This is a genomic window from Mycobacterium botniense, assembly GCF_010723305.1.
Taxonomy (GTDB): domain Bacteria; phylum Actinomycetota; class Actinomycetes; order Mycobacteriales; family Mycobacteriaceae; genus Mycobacterium; species Mycobacterium botniense.
This window is the reverse complement of the sequence record NZ_BLKW01000004.1, coordinates 632,053-651,937: the sequence shown is the minus strand read 5'-3', so window position 1 is coordinate 651,937 and position 19,885 is coordinate 632,053. Positions and strand designations below refer to the sequence as shown.

Below are 19,885 nucleotides of genomic sequence, written 5' to 3'. Positions count from 1 at the left end.
ACCGCGAAAGCTACGCGGCGCCCTCACCCAGATACCGCATCCACGCGGGGTCGAGTTCTTTGACCGTCGACAGCAAGCGCCAATGCTGTCCATTCGGTGGCGTGGGGGTGCGGCGCAGTGTCCAGCCCAGTTCCGCCAGCAGCCGGTCGCCTTTGCGGTGATTGCACGTCGAGCAGGACGCAACGCAGTTCTCCCAGGAATGGTCACCCCCACGGCTGCGCGGAATCACGTGGTCAACGGTGTCGGCCTTCGCCCCGCAGTACACGCACGAGAAGCGGTCACGGTGCATCAGCGCGGCCCGTGTCAGCGGGACCCGTGCCCGATAGGGCACACGGACGTACGAACGCAGCCGGATGACCGAGGGCACCACGATCGACCTAGTCGCGGAGTGGATCACCAGACCGGACGGATCGTCGTGGACAACCTCGGCTTTAGCGCAGATCAGCATGATGATCGCCCGGCGTACGGGCAACGCGGTCAGCGGCTCGTACGTCGAGTTCAGCAACAGCACCCGGCGGCGATTCCAGAGCGAACCGCTTTCCCGGCGGGCCGGCGCATGGATATCGACACTATGTAGACATGACGCGGCCGCGGGCCCGGTTACGGCTGTGGCAGCACCGGAGCTCCGGTGACTGCGGCGGTTCTTGCGCTGCGCCATAGGTCCTCCGCGGAACAGTCCACCATGATTCGCCACCGATCGCACGCCAATTTGAGGTGTGGGCAGCCTGTCAGCCCGGTGAACAGGGCGCCAGAAGCCCGGGCGACCGGGCAGCATCGCGGTCCCCGAGCACCTGAGTGGTCGGCCTCGCCCGGCACCGTTGTGAGCTGCCGCTGGTGGATGATAGCTAGCCCAAAGCTAGCCATGGCCGAGACGAACGGCGCAGCGGCAGGGTTGTTGCCCCGGGATCGCAGCGCGCAGCGGCGGCGACGGACCAGTGACTGACGGTATGCCGGGTCCGCCGGCCGTCGCCCGCGGCGCGATCGGATGACCGCCGAGAAGACGCGCCTGAAACCGACCACCCGGCGTGCGGCCCGCCGGGGTAGTGCACTGCCGGCGGGCGGCCTCGACCCCGATGGCCCACAATGGAGGCGATGGAACAGCTACGAGACCAGTCCTTCTACGATGCCGTCGGCGGCGCCGAGACGTTTCGGGCGATCGTGGCACGCTTTTACCAGTTGGTCGCCGAGGACGAGATCCTGCGCCGGGTGTATCCCGAGGATGACTTGGCGGGCGCCGAGGAACGGCTGCGGATGTTCCTCGAGCAATACTGGGGCGGTCCGCGCACCTACTCTGAGCAGCGCGGGCATCCGCGGCTGCGGATGCGTCACGCCCCGTTCCGGATCTCCCCGATCGAACGTGACGCCTGGCTGCGGTGCATGCACATCGCGGTGGGCTCCATCGACTCGCACACTCTCGACGACGCGCACCGTAAGGAGCTGCTCGACTATCTGGAAATGGCGGCCCACTCCCTGGTCAACGCGCCGTTCTGATGTCGCGGGTGCCTGGCGCATGGTGGTCGCACGCCGTGTTCTATCAGGTCTATCCGCGCTCGTTTGCTGACGGCAACGGCGACGGTGTCGGCGATCTGGACGGGGTCGTGGCCCGGCTGGATTACCTGGAAATGCTCGGTATCGACGCCATCTGGCTCAACCCCGTCACCGTCTCGCCGATGGCCGATCACGGCTACGACGTCGCTGATCCCCGCGACGTCGACCCGCTGTTCGGCGGGATGGCCGCGCTGGAGCAATTAATCGCCGCGGCTCACCGGCGGGGCATCAAGATCGTCATGGATGTGGTTCCCAACCACACCAGCTCGGCGCACCCGTGGTTTCAGGCGGCGCTTGCCGCCGGACCGGGCAGCGCCGCGCGGGAGCGTTATATCTTCCGCGACGGCCGCGGCCCTGGGGGGCACCAGCCACCCAACAACTGGGTGTCGGTGTTCGGCGGGCCGGCTTGGAGCCGGGTCGTCGAGCCGGACGGCGCACCGGGCCAGTGGTATCTGCACCTGTTCGATATCGAGCAGCCCGACCTGAACTGGGACAACCCCGAGGTGTTCGCCGATTTCGAGAAAACCTTGCGGTTTTGGCTGGATCGCGGCGTGGACGGCTTTCGTATCGACGTGGCGCACGGAATGGCCAAACCTCCCGGGCTGCCGGACATGACGTCGCTGGACAACCGGTTGCTGCGCGACAAGGACGACGACCCCCGGTTCAACCAGCCCCACGTGCACGCGATCCACCGGGAGATCCGCAGGGTCATCGACGACTATCCCGGTGCGGTCACCATCGGCGAAGTGTGGGTGCACGACAACGCGCGCTGGGCGGAGTATCTGCGGCCCGACGAGCTGCACCTGGCTTTCAACTTCCGGCTGGCGCAGGCCGGGTTCGACGCCGCCGAGATCGGTGAGGCGATCGAGAACACGCTGGCGGCCGCGGCGATCGTCGGGGCCCCGCCGACCTGGGCGCTGGCCAACCACGATGTGGGCCGCGAGGTGACCCGTTACGGCGACGGAGAGGTAGGGCTGGCGCGGGCGCGGGCGATGGCGCTGGTGATGCTGGCCCTGCCCGGCGCGGCGTTCGTCTACAACGGCCAGGAACTGGGTTTGCCCGACGTGCAGCTACCCGACGAGGTGCTGCAGGACCCGACCTGGGAACGCTCCGGACACACCGAACGCGGCCGCGACGGCTGCCGAGTTCCGCTGCCGTGGAGCGGTGCAGCTGCCCCGTTCGGATTCTCGTCATCCGCTGACACCTGGCTGCCAATGCCCCCGCAGTGGGCGGCGCTGACCGTCGAGCGGCAACTGTCCGATCCCGGCTCGACATTGTCATTTTTCCGCCGCGCCCTCCAATTACGCAGAGCGCGTGCTGAATTCGCCGGTGAGCGTGTGGAGTGGCTGGCGGCGCCGGGTGATGCGTTGATCTTTCGGCGGGGTGGGCTGGTATGTGCGCTCAACACCGGTGAACCTGCGCTGAGGCTGCCCGACAGACAGCTGCTGCTAGCCAGCGCACCAGTGGTGGACGGGCGCTTACCGGGGAATGCCGCGGCCTGGCTGGTGTGATCCGCGGGGCCGGTCCGGCAAAACGTGAGTTGAACTGCGCGCATCCGGTAGTAGCGTTACCGGCAGCCCGGGGAAGGAGAGAGCGATGTTCGTCAACCCCGTATCGCTGCATATCGGGGCGGGCGCCTCCGAGCGGGCCGGGGACCATGCCGGCGCCGGCGCGGATCGGCTCTCGCTGGCCGGTGTGGTCGGGGGCATGTTCGGTGACTTCGATGCGGCGCACGATTTTCACCAGGTGCTTCGGGCCGCCAAAGACCACCACACCCAACGCCTGCACAAGCACCACGACAACCTCACCGGGATCGCCGCCACCGCCCGCAGCATTGCCGCCGCGTTCACCGAGATGGACCGCCACAATGCCAAGCGGTTATGCGATGTTGTCGTCGACGACGACAGCCGATGAGCCGCCCCAAGCGCAAATACCTGCCGGTCGGGGACGGTCGAGGACTTCGTGCAGAACCCCACCCACCATGCGCGGGCCGACAATGGCCAAGCGGGGGCTCGCGGTCCAGCTGTATGTGGGACATCACACGGATCATCTGCTGCGCCCGCCGGGAAACCACGCGCTCGGTCAGCTCGACCCCGAACTAACGCTCACCGCAACACCACCGCCGGATCACCGCGGCGGCGGTACACCGACCCGAAGCGGGCATCGATTCGCAACCACGCCGGTAAAACCCGCACCCGCACAATCTCGTCCGTCGACACATCCTGCGATGACTGCGGCAGGAAGCCCATTGCCGTCAAAGCGAATACGCAACGCATCGGCACGCCCACAGTGTCGTCACCGGAGCTGACGCGAATCACCTCCTGATCCAGCAGTGACACCGGGGGACCGTGAGCGCTGGCATGCTCCCTGGCAAGGTCGGCGCCGCGCTGGGCCAGGTCAAGCATCACCCGCGCGGGTACATCATCGACATGCCGAAAGCCGGCTGGCGGCGGCAGCGCGCCCCGCCACGCGGAATCCATCGGCAAGCCGGGGTCGACATAACCCGACGTGTCCATCGCGACCAGGCCGCGCGCCAGTTCGTCGGCGCCGACGGACATGTCGGCGGGCCGCACAGTGCCGGCCACAACCCGACTGGCCAGTACACCGAAACCGGTGGTCACCCAGGCCGTCAGCAATCCATTGCCGCGGGCGCGCAGCCGGATCACGGCGGCCTCATCGAGCCGCAGCGCACGGTCGACGAACGCGGCCAGGTCGTGACGATGAGCGGCACCGCCCAGCCACAGTCCCCGCTCGGCTACCTCAGCCACCGCTGCAAATACTCCCGATGCTGAGGCGAAAGCCGCACCAACCGCTGCTCGCCGATATGGACAGCGGCCAGCTGGGTTTCGGCGATCACCGCGGGCTTGGAATCGGCCGCCGCGTTGACCGAGCGCACTTCGTAGCCGAGCGTGAAATCCACCGCGCGCAGCCGTTTCACCCAGATGGTGACCTGCAGCGGCGAATCAGCCAGTCGCAGTTGGCCTTTGTACGACACCTGGACCTGAGCGATCAACAGCCCGATGGTGGTGATGTCCGCGCCGAACGGTTCCCGCAGGAACGGCACACGGGCCTCCTCGAGTATGGTGACCATGGTCGCGTGGTTGATGTGCTGGTACACGTCGATGTCTGACCAGCGCACCGGCACCGACGCGATGAATCCGGTGGTCACCCGGCAGATCCCCGCCCACTCGTTCGCGTCATGCGCCGGATCTGACGCGCCGCGACCGACAGGGTCGCCAGATCCTTCTGACCGCTCTGGTAGATCTCGGTGAGGGTACGGCGCGCCCGTTCCACTCGCGAAGCGCTGAGGTGCTCCCATTCGGCGATCTTTTCTTCGCCGCTTTCGTCCGGCTCCCCGACCGCTAGCACGTCAAAGCACAGCGCCCGCAGCGAAGCATAAATGTCATCACGAATCGCCAAGCGCGCCAACGAATGCCAGCGGTCATCACGCGGCAGCTGGGACACCGCGGTCAACAGGCCGTCGGTGCCCAGGCGGTCCATCAACGCGAAATAGGTGTCGGCGACCTCGGCGAGGTCGATGTCGGCGATGTCGGCAATATCGATGATGTCGAGGAGGCTGAACCGGTACAAGCCGGTGGCGACCAGATACGCCAAGTCTTTCGGTGCGCCCTGCGCCACGAATTCGGCCGCTTCTTTTTCGACGATGGCTTTATCGTCACCGCGCAACCACTCCGGCATGCGCGGTGTCAAGGACTGGACTTTGGCAGCGAACCGGTTGATCTCCGCCCCCACGGCCAACGGCTGGGGGCGGTAGTTGAGCAGCCAGCGTCCGGCCCGGTCGATCAGCCGGCGGGTATCCAGGGTCATCCGGTCCGACACGGCGACCGGCATCGCGTTTTGTTCACTGGCCGCGCGGATACGGCGCCACAGCTCGCCCACCCCGAAGATCGCGTCAGTGGCCACGTAGGTGCGCACCGCGTCCACCGGCTTGACCCCGATGTCTTCGACGATCCGGAAGGCATAGGTGATGCCGCAGGTGTTCACCAAATCGTTGACCAGCATGGTGGTGACGATCTCGCGGCGCAGTTGGTGCGAGCGGATCTCGCCGGTGAACCGGTCGCGCAGCGCCGACGGGAAATACCGCGGCAACCGCGACATGAAGACATCCTGATCCGGCAGGTCGGTGGCCAGCAGCTCGTCTTTGAGGGCCAGCTTCACATGCGCCATCAACGTCGCCAGCTCTGGTGACGTCAGCCCGATACGGGCCTCGGCCCGGCGGCGGAGCTCCTTTTCCGACGGCAAACCCTCGAGTTCTCGGTTGAGCCCGCGTTCGGCCACCAGTTCCCTGATCTGACGCTCGTGCACATTGAGCAGGCTGGCCGCGTTGGCGCGGCTGGTGCCCATCAAGTCGTTCTGGTCGGCGTTGTCGGCCAGTACCAGCTCAGCCACCTCGTCGGTCATCGACTCCAGCAGGGGTTTGCGCTCCTCGGGTTTCACCTTGCCGGCGGTGATCAGCGAGTCGATCAGGATCTTGATGTTGACCTCGTGGTCTGAGCAGTCCACACCGGCGGAGTTGTCCAGCGCGTCGGTGTTGATCCGGCCGCCGCACAGGTCGAACTCGACGCGGCCCAGCGCCGTCACACCGAGGTTGCCGCCTTCGGCGATCACCTTGGCGCGCACCTGATTTGCGTTGACCCGCACGTTATCGTTGGCCCTGTCACCGACGTCGGCGTCGGACTCGGCTTCCGCCTTGATGTAGGTGCCGATGCCGCCGTTGTAGAGCAGGTCCACCGGTGCTTGCAGGATCGCCCGGATCAGGTTGGGTGGTGCCATTTCGGTGACCTCATCCTCGATGCCGAGGGCGGCGCGCACCTGCGGGCTCACCGGAATCGCCTTGTGCTCACGGCTGTACACTCCGCCGCCCTCGCTGATCACCGACCTGTCGTAATCATCCCAGCTGGAGCGGGGCAGCTCGAAAAGCCGCCGACGTTCCTGCCAGGCCGCCGCGGGATCGGGATTCGGGTCTAGGAAGACGTGCCGATGATCGAAGGCGGCGAGCAACCGGATGTGCTTGGACAGCAGCATGCCGTTGCCGAACACATCGCCGCTCATATCTCCGATGCCCACCACGGTGAAATCTTCGGTCTGGGTGTCGACACCCATCTCCCGGAAGTGCCGTTTCACGGCCTCCCACACACCGCGTGCGGTGATACCCATCGCCTTGTGGTCATAGCCGACCGATCCACCGGAGGCGAACGCGTCGCCCAGCCAGAATCCATAGGACTTGGCCACATCGTTGGCGATGTCGGAGAACGTGGCCGTGCCCTTGTCGGCCGCCACCACCAGGTAGGCGTCATCACCGTCGCGGCGCACGACTTCCGGCGGCGCGCTGACCTTCCCCGTAACGTGGTCGACGTTATCGGTGACGTCCAGCAGACCGGAGATGAAAAGCCGGTAGCACGCGATGCCCTCGTTGCGGGTCGCGTCGCGGTCGGCTTCCGGGTCGCCGGTGGGCAGCGGAGGCCGTTTGACGACGAAACCGCCTTTGGCGCCCACCGGCACGATGACGGCGTTCTTGACCGCCTGCGCCTTGACCAGACCCAGGATCTCGGTGCGGAAATCCTCCCGGCGGTCCGACCACCGCAAACCGCCGCGGGCCACCGGCCCGAACCGCAGGTGCACGCCTTCGACACGGGGAGAGTACACGAAGATCTCGTACTTGGGTCGCGGCAGCGGAAGCTCGTCGATTAGCTGCGCATCAAGCTTCAACGCCAGCACATTCTGCGCACGTGCTGAATTATCACGTTTTACAAAATAATTCGTTCTCAACGTGGCCTGAATCAGCGAAGCGAACGCCCGCAGGACGCGATCGGTGTCCAGGCTCACCAAGGCGTCGATGTCTGCTGCCACTGCGGCGGCGGCCGCTTGCGCGTCATGGCGCTTCGGCGAACCCGACGGGCTGGGATCGAACATCGCCTCAAACAACACGACCAGTGACTTTGCGGTGTGCGGGTTTTCGTTGAGTACCGATTCGATGTGCGCTTGGCTGTACGGGAAACCAGCTTGTCGTAGATATTTCGCGTATGCGCGTAGCAGCGCCACCTGCTGCCAGGTCAGACCCGCTCGCAGCACCAGCTCATTAAACCGGTCGATCTCGACGCGGCCTTCCCAAATGGCGGTGATCGCGTCGGCGAATCGTTGCGCCGTCGCTTCCCGTTCCGGGCCCGGCGGCGCCATCGGGACGGTGGGCTGAGGTGTGATCTTGAACTGATAGATCCACACCGGAAGTCCGTCGGGCCGGGTCACGCTGAACGGCCGCTCTTCCAGCACAACCACCCCCATCGATTGCAGCATCGGGAGAAGTTGGCTCAGCGACGCCGTCCGCCCCCCCAGATACCAGGTAAGCCTCGCCGTCTCGTCATAGTCGTGTTCGGACAGAACCAGTTTGACCGAGTCGTCGGTTAGCTCTTCGATGATGGCGATATCGTGGATGGCATCGGTCGGGGTGACGGCCTGTTTGTACACCTCGGGGAAGGCGGCCGCATAGTGCTCGGCTTGGAGCTGCCCGATGGAGCTCGTCGCGGCCGCCCCGATCAGCCGGTCGGCCCACGTCCGTGCGGCTTCGGTCAGCAGCGCCTGGATGCGGAGCCGGTTGGCTTCCGAGGTGTCCACCCGGCCCGCTCCCCCGGGGGGCAGCGAAACCATGAAATGCATAAGAGCCCAGGGTGATTCGGTGACACGGGCAGTGAATTCCAGACTACTGCCGCCCAACTCGCGGACCAGAATGTCCTCAATCTGCAACCGTACGGCTGTGGTGTAGCGATCGCGGGGCAGATACACCAGACACGACACGAAGTGCTCGAGTTGGTCGGCGCGCAAAAACAGCAGCGCCCGGCGCTGTGATCCCAGATCCACCACGGCTTTGGCCATCGCCAGCAGCTGCTCGGCGCTCAGCGTGAAAAGCTCGAAGCGCGGGACGGTTTGGATGACGTCGAGCAGCAACTGCCCGGGATGGCTGGGATCGCGGTTGGCGAGCACGAGAGCGTCTCGAACCCGGCGCGAGATGATGGGGATTTCCAAGACGTCGGCGTTCATCGCGGCGACCGTGAAAAGCCCAAGGAACCGATGCTCGAAGACGCCGTCCGGAAGGCTTTCCCGCACGGCAACCACATACGGGTATGCGCCGTAGCGCAAATAGCTCGAGGCGGTGGTCTGCGCCAAACCCAGCAGCTTGGTGTCGTCGGTCAGCCGCGGCCGAGAACCCCTGCGCCGACGCAGCACACCCAGACTGGTGCTGGCTTCCTCACCCGACACGAGTCCGTCGCGCACCGGGCAGCGCTGGTAGCCCAGCAGCATGAAATGCCCGTTGCTCAGCCAACGCAGTAGTGCGGCCACGTCCTGGCGGTCCGGGCTGCGATAGCGGCCGTCGGGATCGGTTTCGAGGTCTGCGGTCAGTTTGTCAAGGGCGCTGATCATCGCTGCCGCATCGGCCGCGACCCGGCGCACATCGGCGAGAACGCCGGGCAGCAGGCGGTCGATCTCCGCGAGAACCCTGTGGTCGACCGACGGGGCAAGTTGGATGTGGATCCAGGCTTCGTCAAGGGAATCGGCGGCGTGATCGGTTTTCGGTTCGACGCTCAGCAAGTCCCCGGCCGGGTCGCGGCGTACCGCAAACACCGGATTCATGATGGCCGTATAGCCGATGCCAAGCCGGTGCAGCAGTACGGTGATGGAATCCATCAGCATGCCACCCTGGTCGGTGATCACCTGCAGGGCGGGGCCTAAACCGGCGGGATCGTCAGCCGGGTAGACCGCAGCGCAGCTTTCCCCGGCCGGACGGTGCTGACCGAGCCGGTAGTGTGCCTGCACCAGGGCCGGCGTGAACAGGGTGGCGAGGTCGACCGGCGCGGTGCCGGGCTCGTCGCCGTGCGGACCGCGGTAACTCTCGATATAAGCCTTGACGATCCAGTCGGGGATGTCCTCGGTCCGGGTGAACGTGGTCCACTGCAGGCCGGTAGCCCGTCGATCGACCGTCATGCCGACTGCTCCTGACTCAGCACAGATCCCCGCGCTGCCACCGCAGACCTTAGTCGCGGGTGAGCTTGCGGTGGGTCACCCGGTGCGGGCGCGCGGCTTCGACGCCAAGCCGCTCGACTTTATTCGCCTCATACGCGTCGAAGTTCCCCTCGAACCAGAACCACCGAGCCTCGTTGTCGTCGTCACCTTCCCACGCCAGGATGTGCGTGCATATGCGGTCGAGGAACCAGCGGTCGTGTGAGGTGATCACCGCGCAGCCGGGGAAGTTCACCAGCGCGTTTTCCAGGGAGCCGAGGGTCTCGACGTCGAGGTCATTGGTGGGCTCGTCCAGCAGGATCAGATTGCCCCCCTGTTTGAGCGTCAGCGCGAGGTTAAGCCGGTTGCGTTCCCCCCCGGAGAGCAGACCGGCCGGCTTCTGCTGGTCGGGCCCCTTAAACCCGAATGCCGCCACGTAGGCCCGCGACGGAATCTCATTGTGCCCGACCTGGATGTGGTCCAGCCCGTCGGAGACAACCTCCCACACCGTCTTGTTGGGGTCGATACCGGATCGATCCTGGTCGACATAGCTGATCTTGACGGTTTCGCCGACCTTGATGGTGCCGCTGTCGGGCTTCTCCTGCCCGACGATGATCTTGAACAGGGTCGTCTTGCCGACCCCGTTGGGCCCGATGACGCCGACAATGCCGTTACGGGGCAAGCTGAAAGACAGATCCTTGATCAGGGTGCGGCCGTCATAGCCCTTGTCGAGGTGGTCGACCTCGACGACGACGTTGCCCAGCCGCGGACCGGCCGGGATCTGAATCTCCTCGAAATCAAGCTTGCGGGTCTTCTCCGCCTCAGCGGCCATTTCCTCGTAGCGCTGCAGTCGGGCCTTACCCTTGGCCTGCTGAGCTTTGGCTCCCGAGCGGATCCAGGCTAATTCTTCTTGCAGCCGCTTTTGCAGCTTGGCGTCCTTGCGGCCCTGCACCGCCAGGCGCTCGGCCTTCTTCTCCAGGTAGGTCGAGTAGTTGCCCTCATACGGGTAGGCGCGGCCGCGGTCCAGTTCAAGGATCCACTGCGCGACATTGTCGAGGAAATAACGGTCGTGGGTGACCGCCAGGACAGCTCCCGGGTAGGAGGCCAGGTGCTGTTCGAGCCATTGCACGCTTTCGGCGTCGAGGTGGTTGGTCGGCTCGTCGAGCAGCAGCAGATCGGGTTTGGAGAGCAGCAACTTGCATAATGCAACCCGGCGCCGCTCGCCGCCGGACAGCTGGGTGACCGGATCATCCGGAGGCGGGCAGCGCAGCGCGTCCATGGCCTGTTCGAGCTGCGAGTCCAGATCCCATGCGTCGGCGTGATCCAGCTGCTCCTGCAGCCGGCCCATCTCTTCCATCAATTCGTCGGAGTAGTCGGTGGCCATCAGCTCGGCGACCTCGTTGAACCGGTCGAGCTTGGCCTTGATGTCACCCAGCCCCTCTTCCACGTTGCCGCGGACGGTCTTCGCCTCGTTCAGCGGAGGCTCCTGCAACAGGATCCCCACAGTGGCGCCCGGGGTCAGGAAGGCCTCACCGTTATTGGGCTGGTCCAAGCCGGCCATGATGCGCAAAAGGCTGGATTTACCTGCGCCGTTGGGGCCGACGACGCCGATTTTGGCTCCCGGATAGAAGCTCAGCGTGACGTCGTCGAGGATGACTTTGTCGCCATGCGCCTTGCGGACTTTCTTCATCGTGTAGATGAACTCAGCCATTGCGCGGTGTTACCTCTCTGATCTCTGCGCGCTTACCCGCACCATCCTAGGTGCGGCATGCGCGCGGACAGCCCGGCAGCACACTGGCACGGTCCCGGGGGCGCTGGCCACCCGGGAGCGGGGTGCCCCTAGTGCGGGCGCCCCACTCCGCGGACATGCTCCTAGGCTGAGAGGGACAGTCGCGCGCCATCGGGGCCGCCCGGGGCGTCGGCGCTGCCGGCCGGGTCACCCACGTCGGCGGCCCCGACGGCCGCCGACCCCGTAGGCTCCGCCGCTTCGGTCCGGGCGGCACCTGTGGTCGAGTGCCCGATTTTCTCGACGCGCACGATCGCGCGTGACACGTCGGGTCCGACCGCGCTGGCCCGCATCTCCAGACTCGATCGGCGCACACCGTCACGATCCTCGTACTCGCTGGTGTAGACGGTGCCCACGACGATCACCGGTGATCCCCGGCCCAGGGCGGCACCCACACCGGTGACCAGCCGGCCCCAGCAATTGACGGTGATGTACAGCGAATTGCCGGGTTCCCAAGCGCCGTCAACCCTGCGTCGGCGGGAATTGCTGGCGAGCCGGAACTTCATGACCTCCTGTTGCCCGACCATGCGGCGCGTGGGATCGGTGACGATGGTGCCGACAACGGCCAATGGCGTCTCGAACATTGCTGTTTCCTTCCGTCAGTGTGGCGACGCCGCGCTGTCGCCCCGGCGCCCGTGACGGCTCCATTGACCTCCCTGTCACCGACACCGCCGGACTCTGGGCGGCCGGTGTTGTTCCACGCTGTGGATGAATGTGCGTATGTGGACAGCCGGGAGCCGGCGTCGATTGCGGCGATGGTTTCCCGCCCGCGGCTAGCGTTGCCCGGAAACATCGCGGCGCGCCAGTTCGGCCAGCATCGCGTTGTAGGCGGCCAGCTCGGCGTCGTCATCGCGCTCGGCGGCGCGGTCCAACCGTCGCGCCGTGCGCCGATCACTGCGTGACCATTGCACCAACAGTGCGATCATGACGATCACCAACGGGAACTCCCCTGCAGCCCAAGCGATTCCACCGCCCAGCCGTTGATCTCCCAGCAGGTCGGTGTGCCAGTTCAACTGCAGCGATCGGTAGAAGTGTTCGCCGAGTATGCGCTGGGTGCCCATCATCACCACACCGAAGAACGCGTGCAGCGGTAGCGACACGAAAACCACGGCAACCTTGGCTACCGGGGGGATCGGCCGCGGCGTGGGGTCGACACCGATCACCACCCAGTAGAACAGGTAGCCACTGAGCAGGAAGTGCACGTTCATCATGACATGGCCTAGGTGACTGCCCGCCGCAGCGTCGAACAGACCGCCGAGGTACAGCCCGTAAAACCCGGCGACGAACAGCACGGTAGCCACGACGGGGTGGGTCAGAAACCGGGAGAGCCGACTGTGCAGAGCGGCCAGCAGCCATTCCCGCAGACCGGGTGGATCATCACGCCCGGCAGCCGGCAGTGCGCGCAACGCCAGGCTCACCGGTCCGCCCAGCACCAGCAGCACCGGAACCAGCATCGAGAGCATCATGTGAACGGCCATGTGCATGCTGAACATCGCCGGCATATAGCGGCCCGCACCCGACGAGGTGGTAAACAGCAACAGCGCGCAGCCGAGCAGCCAGGCCAGCGTTCTGCCGCGCGGCCAGCTGTCGCCGCGGCGGCGCAGCCGCAGCACTGCGGCCCCATATAGAGCGGCGAAAACGATTGCCACTGTGCCGAAGATCAGGTCGAAGCGCCAGTCGAGGAGCACACGCGCGGCGGTGGGTGGTCCGTTGAAGTCGTAGCCGATCGCGATTTCGGGGATCGAAGGAATCCCGATCGGCGGTGGCGGCGGCGGTGTGCGGCTCAGCCCGACGGCGATACCGAAGGTCAGGGCGAATACGGCGGATTCGATCAGTCCCAGCCGCATCAGGGCGCCCCGTGAGCTCGGATCCGCTTGTAGCGCAGCGACTCCAGAGCGCCGCTGGCGCCAGCCGAGCACACCCAAAACGCACAGCGCAACGAACTTGGCGATGATCAACCGCCCATATGAGGTGGTCAGCAACTCGGCGGGCCGCACCCGCACCAGCGCGTTGACGACACCGCTCAGCCCCATCGCGACAAAGCACCACAAGGCAATCGCGGAGAACCGCCGCGCCGCAAGGTCGGCATGCTCCCCGCGATGCAGCGCGTGCACCAACAGGGCCAGCAGACCGCCGGCCCACAGGCCGGCCGCGACAAGGTGGATGAGCAAGCTGTTGGTGGCCAGGTCATGCGAACCGCCGGCTGATGAATGGCCAGTCAGCCCGAGTGGGACAAGGGTGATCAACGACCCGATCAGCAGCGGTGGTGTCCATGACCAGCGCAGCACCGGTAGGCTTGCCACCGCCACCGCAGCGGCCAACAGTGCCGTCCAGCGCCACGCCGCCGCGATGTTGATCAGGCTCGCCAGCGACCAGATCCTCGCCGGGTTCAGGTGGTTCGCCAGCGGTTGACCGGAGACATCAGAAATCGTCAGCGGCACCAGCAGCGCGGCGCACACAGCCCATACCCCCGACGCCACCGTGCCCAGCCGGACGGCGCGGTAGCCGGCGACGTCGAGCACCCCGCTGCGCTGGGGGGGTGTCAAAAACGCCGCGTACAGGAATGATCCGACCGCGAGCACCGCGGCGATCTCACCGGCTGCCTGGAAGAACGGTAGCCCCAGCGTGGTCACCGGCCCCGGATCGGGTAAGCCGGTGGCGGTCAGCGCATCCGCCAACGACAGCGCCGCGATGCCGGCCGCGGTAGCGCCGGCCAGCACGGCGACGCCACCGAGTAACAGCCACACCACCGCGAGGCGCGTCGCAATGGGCGGGGCAACGGTCATGTACTCAGCCTAGGGCGGCTCCCCGGAACACTACCGCTGCGTCGGCCGAGCCGACGCCGCTCGTCGCCCGGCAACGAACTCCCTGGGATCGAACACCAGTCCCGCGGCAATTCGACAGGTTGCGACCGGGCAACGGCCGGAAGCCCCGTCGGCCGTTGCCCGGCCCTGTGCCGGGGCTGCACAGCGCTCCGCGTCATTCGCGACAGTGTGCCGTGGGCGCAACCGATGTGCATCCCAGGGCCGCCGCCGGGGCGAAAAGCAGTGAACCCCGCTAACCGCGCAGCATGTGGCGCGATTCGAGTTCGCGGGCCACGAACTGCTTGCGCGCGATCTGCGCGACATGGTCGAAATCACGCAGTACATCGCGCAATTCCCGTCGAAACGCGATACGCCGCTCCGCGAGGCCGGCTCCCGGCTCCAGCAGATGCTGGTCGGCGACGACCTGGCGGGCGGTCGCAAAAAGCAGCGTCGACACCGGCTCACTGCTGCGCACCCTGCCCTGCGCGACGTACTGACGGCCCACACCGAGCGCCAACTGAGTCAGTTCCTTCTCGCCGATTTCCGCCGGCGCATCACGTAACACGTCAGCGACAATCTCGTAGGCCTCGAAGAATACCCGGAGCATCGCGTCCGACATCAACGGACGCTTGGCGTACAGTATCGCGTCGATCTGCTCCCCTCCGGCGGCGACATGGGCTTCCCAAGCGGTGTGCCAGGCCATCTCTTCGGCGATGTTGGCTCGGAAAGTCGCCGAATCGGCGAAGTAGAAATCAAATTTCAACAGATCACGCAACCGCATCGCCTGCGCCCAGAACGCCGCCAGCCGGTCGCCGTCGACATGTCTGGCGTGCGCTAACGCGAGTTCGACGATAGAGGTCTCCAAAAACGCATGGATCACCGAATTGCGGTAGAACGCTGCGGCGTGCTCATGTTCGGGCGCAATGCGCCACACCGGTTCCCGCCCGCCGTCGACTCGGGTGACCGGATGCCCGTTCGACAGTGCATCCACTGCGGCGCGGACTCCTTCTGGTGTGCGCAGCCGCAACGCGCTGGTGGACATCGGTGTCTGCTTGCGTTCCAGGTAATCCAACGAGTCCTGCAGTGTGTGGTGCAGCTGATCGAGCGTCAACGCCACCCCATGGGTGGCCAGCAACAGCGCCGACACCAACCCAGTCGCCGTCATCGGCGTCGACTGCAGGATCCGCCACGCGACTTCGAAGGACATCTTCTGCAGCGCAAGGCGTTTTGCGGCTTCGTCATGCATCATCGGACCGTGCGGCACGCCCAGATATTCCCGCATCGAAACGGCTTCGGGGAAGCGCACATAGATCTTGCCGTAGTTGCGTTCGCCCTGCGCCTTGATGAAGTTGTACAACCAGCTGAAGCCTTCCGGCTTTTTCTCGGCACCGCGGGCGTAGGCGGCGTACTCGGCGATCTCGTGCAGCTGGTCGAAAGTGATCGACACCGGCTGCAGCAGGATGTCGTCGCAGCGGCCTTCCAGATAGGCATCGGCTACGAAACTCAGCAGACCGAGCTTGGGCGGCAACATCTTTCCAGTGCGTGACCGAGTACCCTCGATGGACCAGCTCAGGTTGAACCGCTTCTCGACCAGATAGCCGACGTATTCCTTGAGCACGTACTTGTAGAGCGGGTCACCGCCGATGCTGCGGCGGATGAAGATGACCCCGGAACGACGCATCAACGGCCCCATCAAGCCGAAGGCCATGTTGATACCGCCGAATACATGGGTCTTGGGCAGCCCGTTTTCGGCCAGCGCGACGGTCAGCACAGCGCTGTCCAGATTGGACCGATGCGACCATAACAACACTGCGGGATAGGTTTCCAGCGCCGCACGCATGGCAGCCACCTGATATTGGTCATAGTCGATCTGTGGATCGAATCCGCGGCTGAACAGCGCTTTGGCAAGGGCGGGAATGAGATCGACGGACAGCCGGCTCCACCCAGTGGCCATCTCGTCGAGAATCTTACCGGCTTCCTCCACCGTGGCGCCTGGGATTTCCTGCAAGCCAGCGCGGAATCGGGCCGATGCCAGCATTTCCGGTTTCACCAGTCGTGGCGACTTGTACTCTGGGCCGAGCAGCCGGTAGGCGACGCGTTCCATGGCCAGGATCGCCCGGCGGGTGACGAAGTGGGCGAAATCACGCGGGTTCTCGGCGACGGTGGTATCGCGCCACTGTTGGCGAAGTTCAGACACCTTGGCCGCTTCGCCGGCCACGACCCGCGCACGCCGGGGATCGCTGCGCAGAATACGGCGCTGCTGGCGTTCGCTGGGGTGGTAAGGGTCCCAGCCGGGAACCAACCCGGCTAACTTGCTGAGCCGCCCGCCGGCGGCGGGCGGCAACCAGAACACCCGCACCGGCACGATCGAACGATCCTCGCCGGACTCAAGCTGTTCGACAAGCTGTGCCAGCGCTGCCGGCGGCGCATTCCGGGGCGGCAGCCGCACCACGTCGATCGTCGCCTCCGGATACCGGGTTCGCTGCTGATCGAGCCATGTGGAGAGCAACTCCGCTTCCACCGGCGAGGACACCGACGCCAACACCAGTGTGTCATCGGTGGTGGTGAACGTGCCGGTATCGGCGGCAGGTTTGGTCATGATCGTTCCTTCGGCGACGATGACGCGACATGCTGACCGGCCGCGGCTGATTTCGGGTTGGCCCCGGCGGTGTTTTTGGCGGCGGTCTTTGGCCGCGCCTTGTGGGTCGTCGCCCGGGAATAGACGCTGACCTCGGGCAGCCGGTCGAGTGGCCAGTCAGCCAGCGTGCTCACATACAGTTGACGCACCGCGGCGATACGCTGCGGCAGCTCATCAAGGGTCCAGTCATCAACGGGGATCGGTGGGAAAACCGCGACGTCGACCGTGCCGGGGTTCATCGTGGTGGAGTTTCGAGCGGCGATGAGCTCCGCGTTGCGGATCACGATCGGGACGATCGGGACACCTGCCGCCATCGCGATCCGAAAAGGACCCTTTTTAAACGGCCCCACCTCCGTGGTGTCCACCCGGGTGCCCTCCGGAGCGATCACGATCGACAGCCCGGCTCGCGCCCGTTCTTCGACCTGCCGCAGCGTCTCGACCGCGGCGGTCGGGTCGTCACGGTCGATGAATACGGCGTCGAGCACCTTGCCCAGTGTGCCCACAATCGGGTCGCTTTCCAGTTCTTTTTTGCCGACGGCGGTCCAGTTGTCGCGGACCAACGCCGCGACGATGATCGGGTCGACCTGGTTGCGGTGGTTGAAGATGAACACCGCCGGGCGTGCGGCGGTCAGGTTCTCCTGGCCGATGACGTTGAGACGCACACCCGCGGAAGCCAACAGCAGCTGCGACCATGCCGAGGTGAAGAAGTTCACGCCGCGCCGCCGACTGCGGGTCAGCAGGCCCCACCCGACCGCACCGGCGGCGACAGGCACCAGTGAGCCAATGCCAACCAGGGTGCGCAACTGCGCACGGATGCCTATTCCGGCGCGGCTGGTGAACCGCAGGATCGGCCAACCCCGGCGGCGGGCGACGGCGGCCATCTTGCCTTCCGGGTTGGTCGGGCGCGGATTGCCGACCAGATACATCAACGCGACGTCCTCATCGCCGTCGGCGTAGAAATAGCTCTGACCCAAGTCGATGTCATGCTCGGCCGCGAACTGCTGCACCGCCGCCGCTTTGCCCTGCCCCCACAGGATCGGCTTGACCACACTCCCGGTGAGCACCCCGTTCTCGTCGGTCTCGAACTTGTTGGTGAGCGTGTTGGGGATACCGAGGTAACGGGCGACCGGCTCAGCCTGGATGGTCAGGGCCGACGAGCTGAGCACGACGGTGTGGCCGCGGGCGAGGTGGGCGCGCACCAGCTCACGCATCTCTGGGTAGATGCGGGACTCGATCTTTTGGACGAACAACCGCTCACCGATCTCCTCCAGATCACTGAGTGAGCGTCCGCGCAGCGCTGATGCCGCTTTGGTGATGAGCTCTTCGAACTCAATGCGCCCCAACTGATGATTGAGACCAGCTTGGATCATGCCGATCAGCTCACCCACCCCCATATCCCGGCGCCGGAAGCGCTCCTGGGTGAGGATGACACCGGTGAACCCCGCGACCAGCGTGCCGTCCAGGTCGAAGAACGCGCCAATCCCGGGCCCCTCGGGGCTGGCGAGAATCTCGGCAACCGAACCCGGTAACCGCAGATCCGGCGGCGGCTTTCGATTGTCGCCGGCGGTCATGAGCCCAGCTCCGATCGTGACGTCGGTGGTTCAGCGCTGAACGATGCCGGCACCGGGTGCGGTGCCGGTTCACCGGCCAGCGCGAGAATCTCGTCGAAACCCTCGAGCAGACATTGAGCGAATAACGACTCGTGCCGGACCGCTGCCCGGTCATAGCGCACCGTGACGGTGCACCAGCCGCCGCGTGAGATCAGCACCGCCATCATTGCAACACCGGGCAGCGGACCCAGCCCGTACTGCCGCAGTATTTTCGCGCCGGCCAGGTAGGTGTCACCGGGGTAGACGGACACATTGCTGGCCTGGACATCGGCGGCGACGACCGCACCGGTGATGGTCTCTAGCGCAGGTGCCGGCAGAATGCTCAGCACCGGGGCGATGGACCCGATGATGTCCATCGCGGGCTCTTCACGGCGTTGAGTCATCTGGGCGCGGATTTTTCTCATCCGGGCCACCGGATCGGCCACGCCGATGGGCGCCGCCAGGTTCACCCCGGTGAATCGATTGCCGCCGGCCGGATCGGCGTCGGCGCGCAGGTTCACCGGCACCGCCATCGGCAGGGTGGCGATCGGTACACCCAGCGCCCCGTGGTAGCGGCCCAATGCACCGCACAGACCGGCCAGGTAGGCGTCGTTGATTGAGCCGCCACCAGCTTTCGCGGCTTTGTGCAGGTCAGAAAGGCGGATGTCGAGGGCTTCGCTACGGCTGGCCAGGCTGCGTCGGCGCAATAACGGGGACGGCTCGGCAGCGCGGCTGATCACGCGCACCCCGGAGCGGGCGTATTCGACCACTCCTGCCACCGCCGACACCGGGTCACGGAGCGCGCGAACGGCCGCCGACACCGTGTCTGACAAGGCGCCGCGCACTCCGCCGAGTAGTGCGCTGGGCAAGTGGTTGAGACCTTCGCGCATCAGGTCATTGGCGGACAAGTCCTGCGGTATCGGTTGCGGAGGCATCGGCTCAGCGGGCGGGTCGCGCTCCAGGTCATAGATCTGGGCGAACATTTCTACACTGCCGACCCCGTCGGTCACCGCGTGGCTGATGTGCAACAGTGTCGCCGCCTGCCCGTCGGCGAGTCCCTCGACCAGGGTGGCAGTCCACAATGGCCGGGAGATGTCCAGCGGCGACTGCAGGATCACCTCCGCCAAGTCGAGCACTTCGCGCAAAGTACCTGGTTCTGGCACCCGTAAACGGCGCACATGAAAATCCAGGTTGAAGTCGGGATCCACTACCCAGCGCGGGGCGGCGGTCGGCAGGGTCGGCACGACGACCTTCTGCCGCAGCCGTAACACCCGCCGGGAGGCAATTTCGAAACGCGTCCGGAAACGCTGCCAATCCGGAGCGGTGTCGAGGATTTCCACTCCCATGATGCCCGATCGGGTGCGCGGGTTGGCTTCTCCGCGATGCAGAAGATAATCGACCGCACCCAGCTCGGTGCGCAAGCCGACGGCGTCGACGGGCTTATTCATCGCCGGTCCCCCCACAACCATTGTCCGTAGCGTGCCTGACCGTCAGTTCAGACATCGTC

13 protein-coding genes are annotated in these 19,885 nt (G+C 65.7%); 3 read left to right on the top strand and 10 right to left on the bottom strand.

Going from position 1 to position 19,885, the window contains the following annotated elements; genetic code table 11:
* Positions 1-10: 10 nt before the first annotated feature.
* Positions 11-658, bottom strand: coding sequence for an HNH endonuclease (locus G6N08_RS13090; RefSeq protein WP_163757927.1), 648 nt, complete (start codon positions 656-658; stop codon positions 11-13).
* A gap of 425 nt (positions 659-1,083) precedes the next feature.
* Here G6N08_RS13090 and G6N08_RS13085 point away from each other — a divergent pair, with 425 nt between their 5' ends.
* The 3 genes from G6N08_RS13085 to G6N08_RS13075 all read left to right on the top strand — a co-directional run bounded on the left by G6N08_RS13085 (position 1,084) and on the right by G6N08_RS13075 (position 3,462).
* A complete protein-coding gene (locus G6N08_RS13085) occupies positions 1,084-1,491 on the top strand; it encodes a globin (RefSeq protein WP_163757926.1) in 408 nt (135 codons plus the stop codon).
* Complete coding sequence (locus G6N08_RS13080) at positions 1,491-3,059, top strand: glycoside hydrolase family 13 protein (protein ID WP_163757924.1); 1,569 nt, start codon at positions 1,491-1,493, stop codon at positions 3,057-3,059. Before G6N08_RS13085 ends, G6N08_RS13080 begins: the two co-directional genes overlap by 1 nt.
* Positions 3,060-3,144: 85 nt before the next feature.
* On the top strand, positions 3,145-3,462 hold the full coding sequence (locus tag G6N08_RS13075) for a DUF2563 family protein (protein WP_163757922.1): 318 nt from the start codon (positions 3,145-3,147) through the stop codon (positions 3,460-3,462).
* A 191-nt stretch (positions 3,463-3,653) separates the two neighbouring features.
* Here G6N08_RS13075 and G6N08_RS13070 read toward each other — a convergent pair whose 3' ends face one another.
* The 9 genes from G6N08_RS13070 to G6N08_RS13030 form a co-directional block, all read right to left on the bottom strand.
* Complete coding sequence (locus G6N08_RS13070; protein ID WP_163757920.1) at positions 3,654-4,316, bottom strand: DUF8010 domain-containing protein; 663 nt, start codon at positions 4,314-4,316, stop codon at positions 3,654-3,656.
* Positions 4,304-4,717, bottom strand: coding sequence for an acyl-CoA thioesterase (locus tag G6N08_RS13065; protein WP_163757918.1), 414 nt, complete (start codon positions 4,715-4,717; stop codon positions 4,304-4,306). Before G6N08_RS13065 ends, G6N08_RS13070 begins: the two co-directional genes overlap by 13 nt.
* Complete coding sequence (locus G6N08_RS13060) at positions 4,714-9,546, bottom strand: NAD-glutamate dehydrogenase (protein WP_163757916.1); 4,833 nt, start codon at positions 9,544-9,546, stop codon at positions 4,714-4,716. Before G6N08_RS13060 ends, G6N08_RS13065 begins: the two co-directional genes overlap by 4 nt.
* 49 nt (positions 9,547-9,595) lie before the next feature.
* Entirely contained in the window at positions 9,596-11,272 is a 1,677-nt protein-coding gene (gene ettA, locus G6N08_RS13055; protein WP_163757914.1) for an energy-dependent translational throttle protein EttA, read from the bottom strand.
* A 161-nt stretch (positions 11,273-11,433) separates the two neighbouring features.
* A complete protein-coding gene (locus G6N08_RS13050) occupies positions 11,434-11,931 on the bottom strand; it encodes a single-stranded DNA-binding protein (protein ID WP_163757912.1) in 498 nt (165 codons plus the stop codon).
* A 189-nt stretch (positions 11,932-12,120) separates the two neighbouring features.
* Positions 12,121-14,133, bottom strand: a complete 2,013-nt coding sequence (locus G6N08_RS13045) for a bifunctional copper resistance protein CopD/cytochrome c oxidase assembly protein (protein WP_163757910.1) — start codon at positions 14,131-14,133, stop codon at positions 12,121-12,123.
* Positions 14,134-14,404: 271 nt separating this feature from the next.
* Positions 14,405-16,750 (bottom strand): glycerol-3-phosphate 1-O-acyltransferase, encoded by a 2,346-nt coding sequence (locus tag G6N08_RS13040; protein ID WP_163757908.1) that lies wholly within the window; start codon positions 16,748-16,750, stop codon positions 14,405-14,407.
* A complete protein-coding gene (locus tag G6N08_RS13035) occupies positions 16,747-18,360 on the bottom strand; it encodes an HAD-IB family hydrolase/lysophospholipid acyltransferase family protein (protein WP_163757906.1) in 1,614 nt (537 codons plus the stop codon). Before G6N08_RS13035 ends, G6N08_RS13040 begins: the two co-directional genes overlap by 4 nt.
* Positions 18,357-19,826: a wax ester/triacylglycerol synthase family O-acyltransferase gene (locus tag G6N08_RS13030; protein ID WP_163757904.1), complete on the bottom strand. Its 1,470-nt coding sequence runs from the start codon at positions 19,824-19,826 to the stop codon at positions 18,357-18,359. Before G6N08_RS13030 ends, G6N08_RS13035 begins: the two co-directional genes overlap by 4 nt.
* Between the last annotated feature and the right edge of the window lie 59 nt (positions 19,827-19,885).

What these genes read in the sequence shown, in the direction of transcription:
- G6N08_RS13090 (WP_163757927.1), bottom strand. Translation starts at nt 658, where the DNA reads ATGGCGCAGCGCAAGAACCGCCGCAGTCACCGGAGCTCCGGTGCTGCC.
- G6N08_RS13085 (WP_163757926.1), top strand. Translation starts at nt 1,084, where the DNA reads ATGGAGGCGATGGAACAGCTACGAGACCAGTCCTTCTACGATGCCGTC.
- G6N08_RS13080 (WP_163757924.1), top strand. Translation starts at nt 1,491, where the DNA reads ATGTCGCGGGTGCCTGGCGCATGGTGGTCGCACGCCGTGTTCTATCAG.
- G6N08_RS13075 (WP_163757922.1), top strand. Translation starts at nt 3,145, where the DNA reads ATGTTCGTCAACCCCGTATCGCTGCATATCGGGGCGGGCGCCTCCGAG.
- G6N08_RS13060 (WP_163757916.1), bottom strand. Translation starts at nt 9,546, where the DNA reads ATGACGGTCGATCGACGGGCTACCGGCCTGCAGTGGACCACGTTCACC.
- ettA (WP_163757914.1), bottom strand. Translation starts at nt 11,272, where the DNA reads ATGGCTGAGTTCATCTACACGATGAAGAAAGTCCGCAAGGCGCATGGC.
- G6N08_RS13050 (WP_163757912.1), bottom strand. Translation starts at nt 11,931, where the DNA reads ATGTTCGAGACGCCATTGGCCGTTGTCGGCACCATCGTCACCGATCCC.
- G6N08_RS13045 (WP_163757910.1), bottom strand. Translation starts at nt 14,133, where the DNA reads ATGACCGTTGCCCCGCCCATTGCGACGCGCCTCGCGGTGGTGTGGCTG.
- G6N08_RS13040 (WP_163757908.1), bottom strand. Translation starts at nt 16,750, where the DNA reads ATGACCAAACCTGCCGCCGATACCGGCACGTTCACCACCACCGATGAC.
- G6N08_RS13035 (WP_163757906.1), bottom strand. Translation starts at nt 18,360, where the DNA reads ATGACCGCCGGCGACAATCGAAAGCCGCCGCCGGATCTGCGGTTACCG.
- G6N08_RS13030 (WP_163757904.1), bottom strand. Translation starts at nt 19,826, where the DNA reads ATGAATAAGCCCGTCGACGCCGTCGGCTTGCGCACCGAGCTGGGTGCG.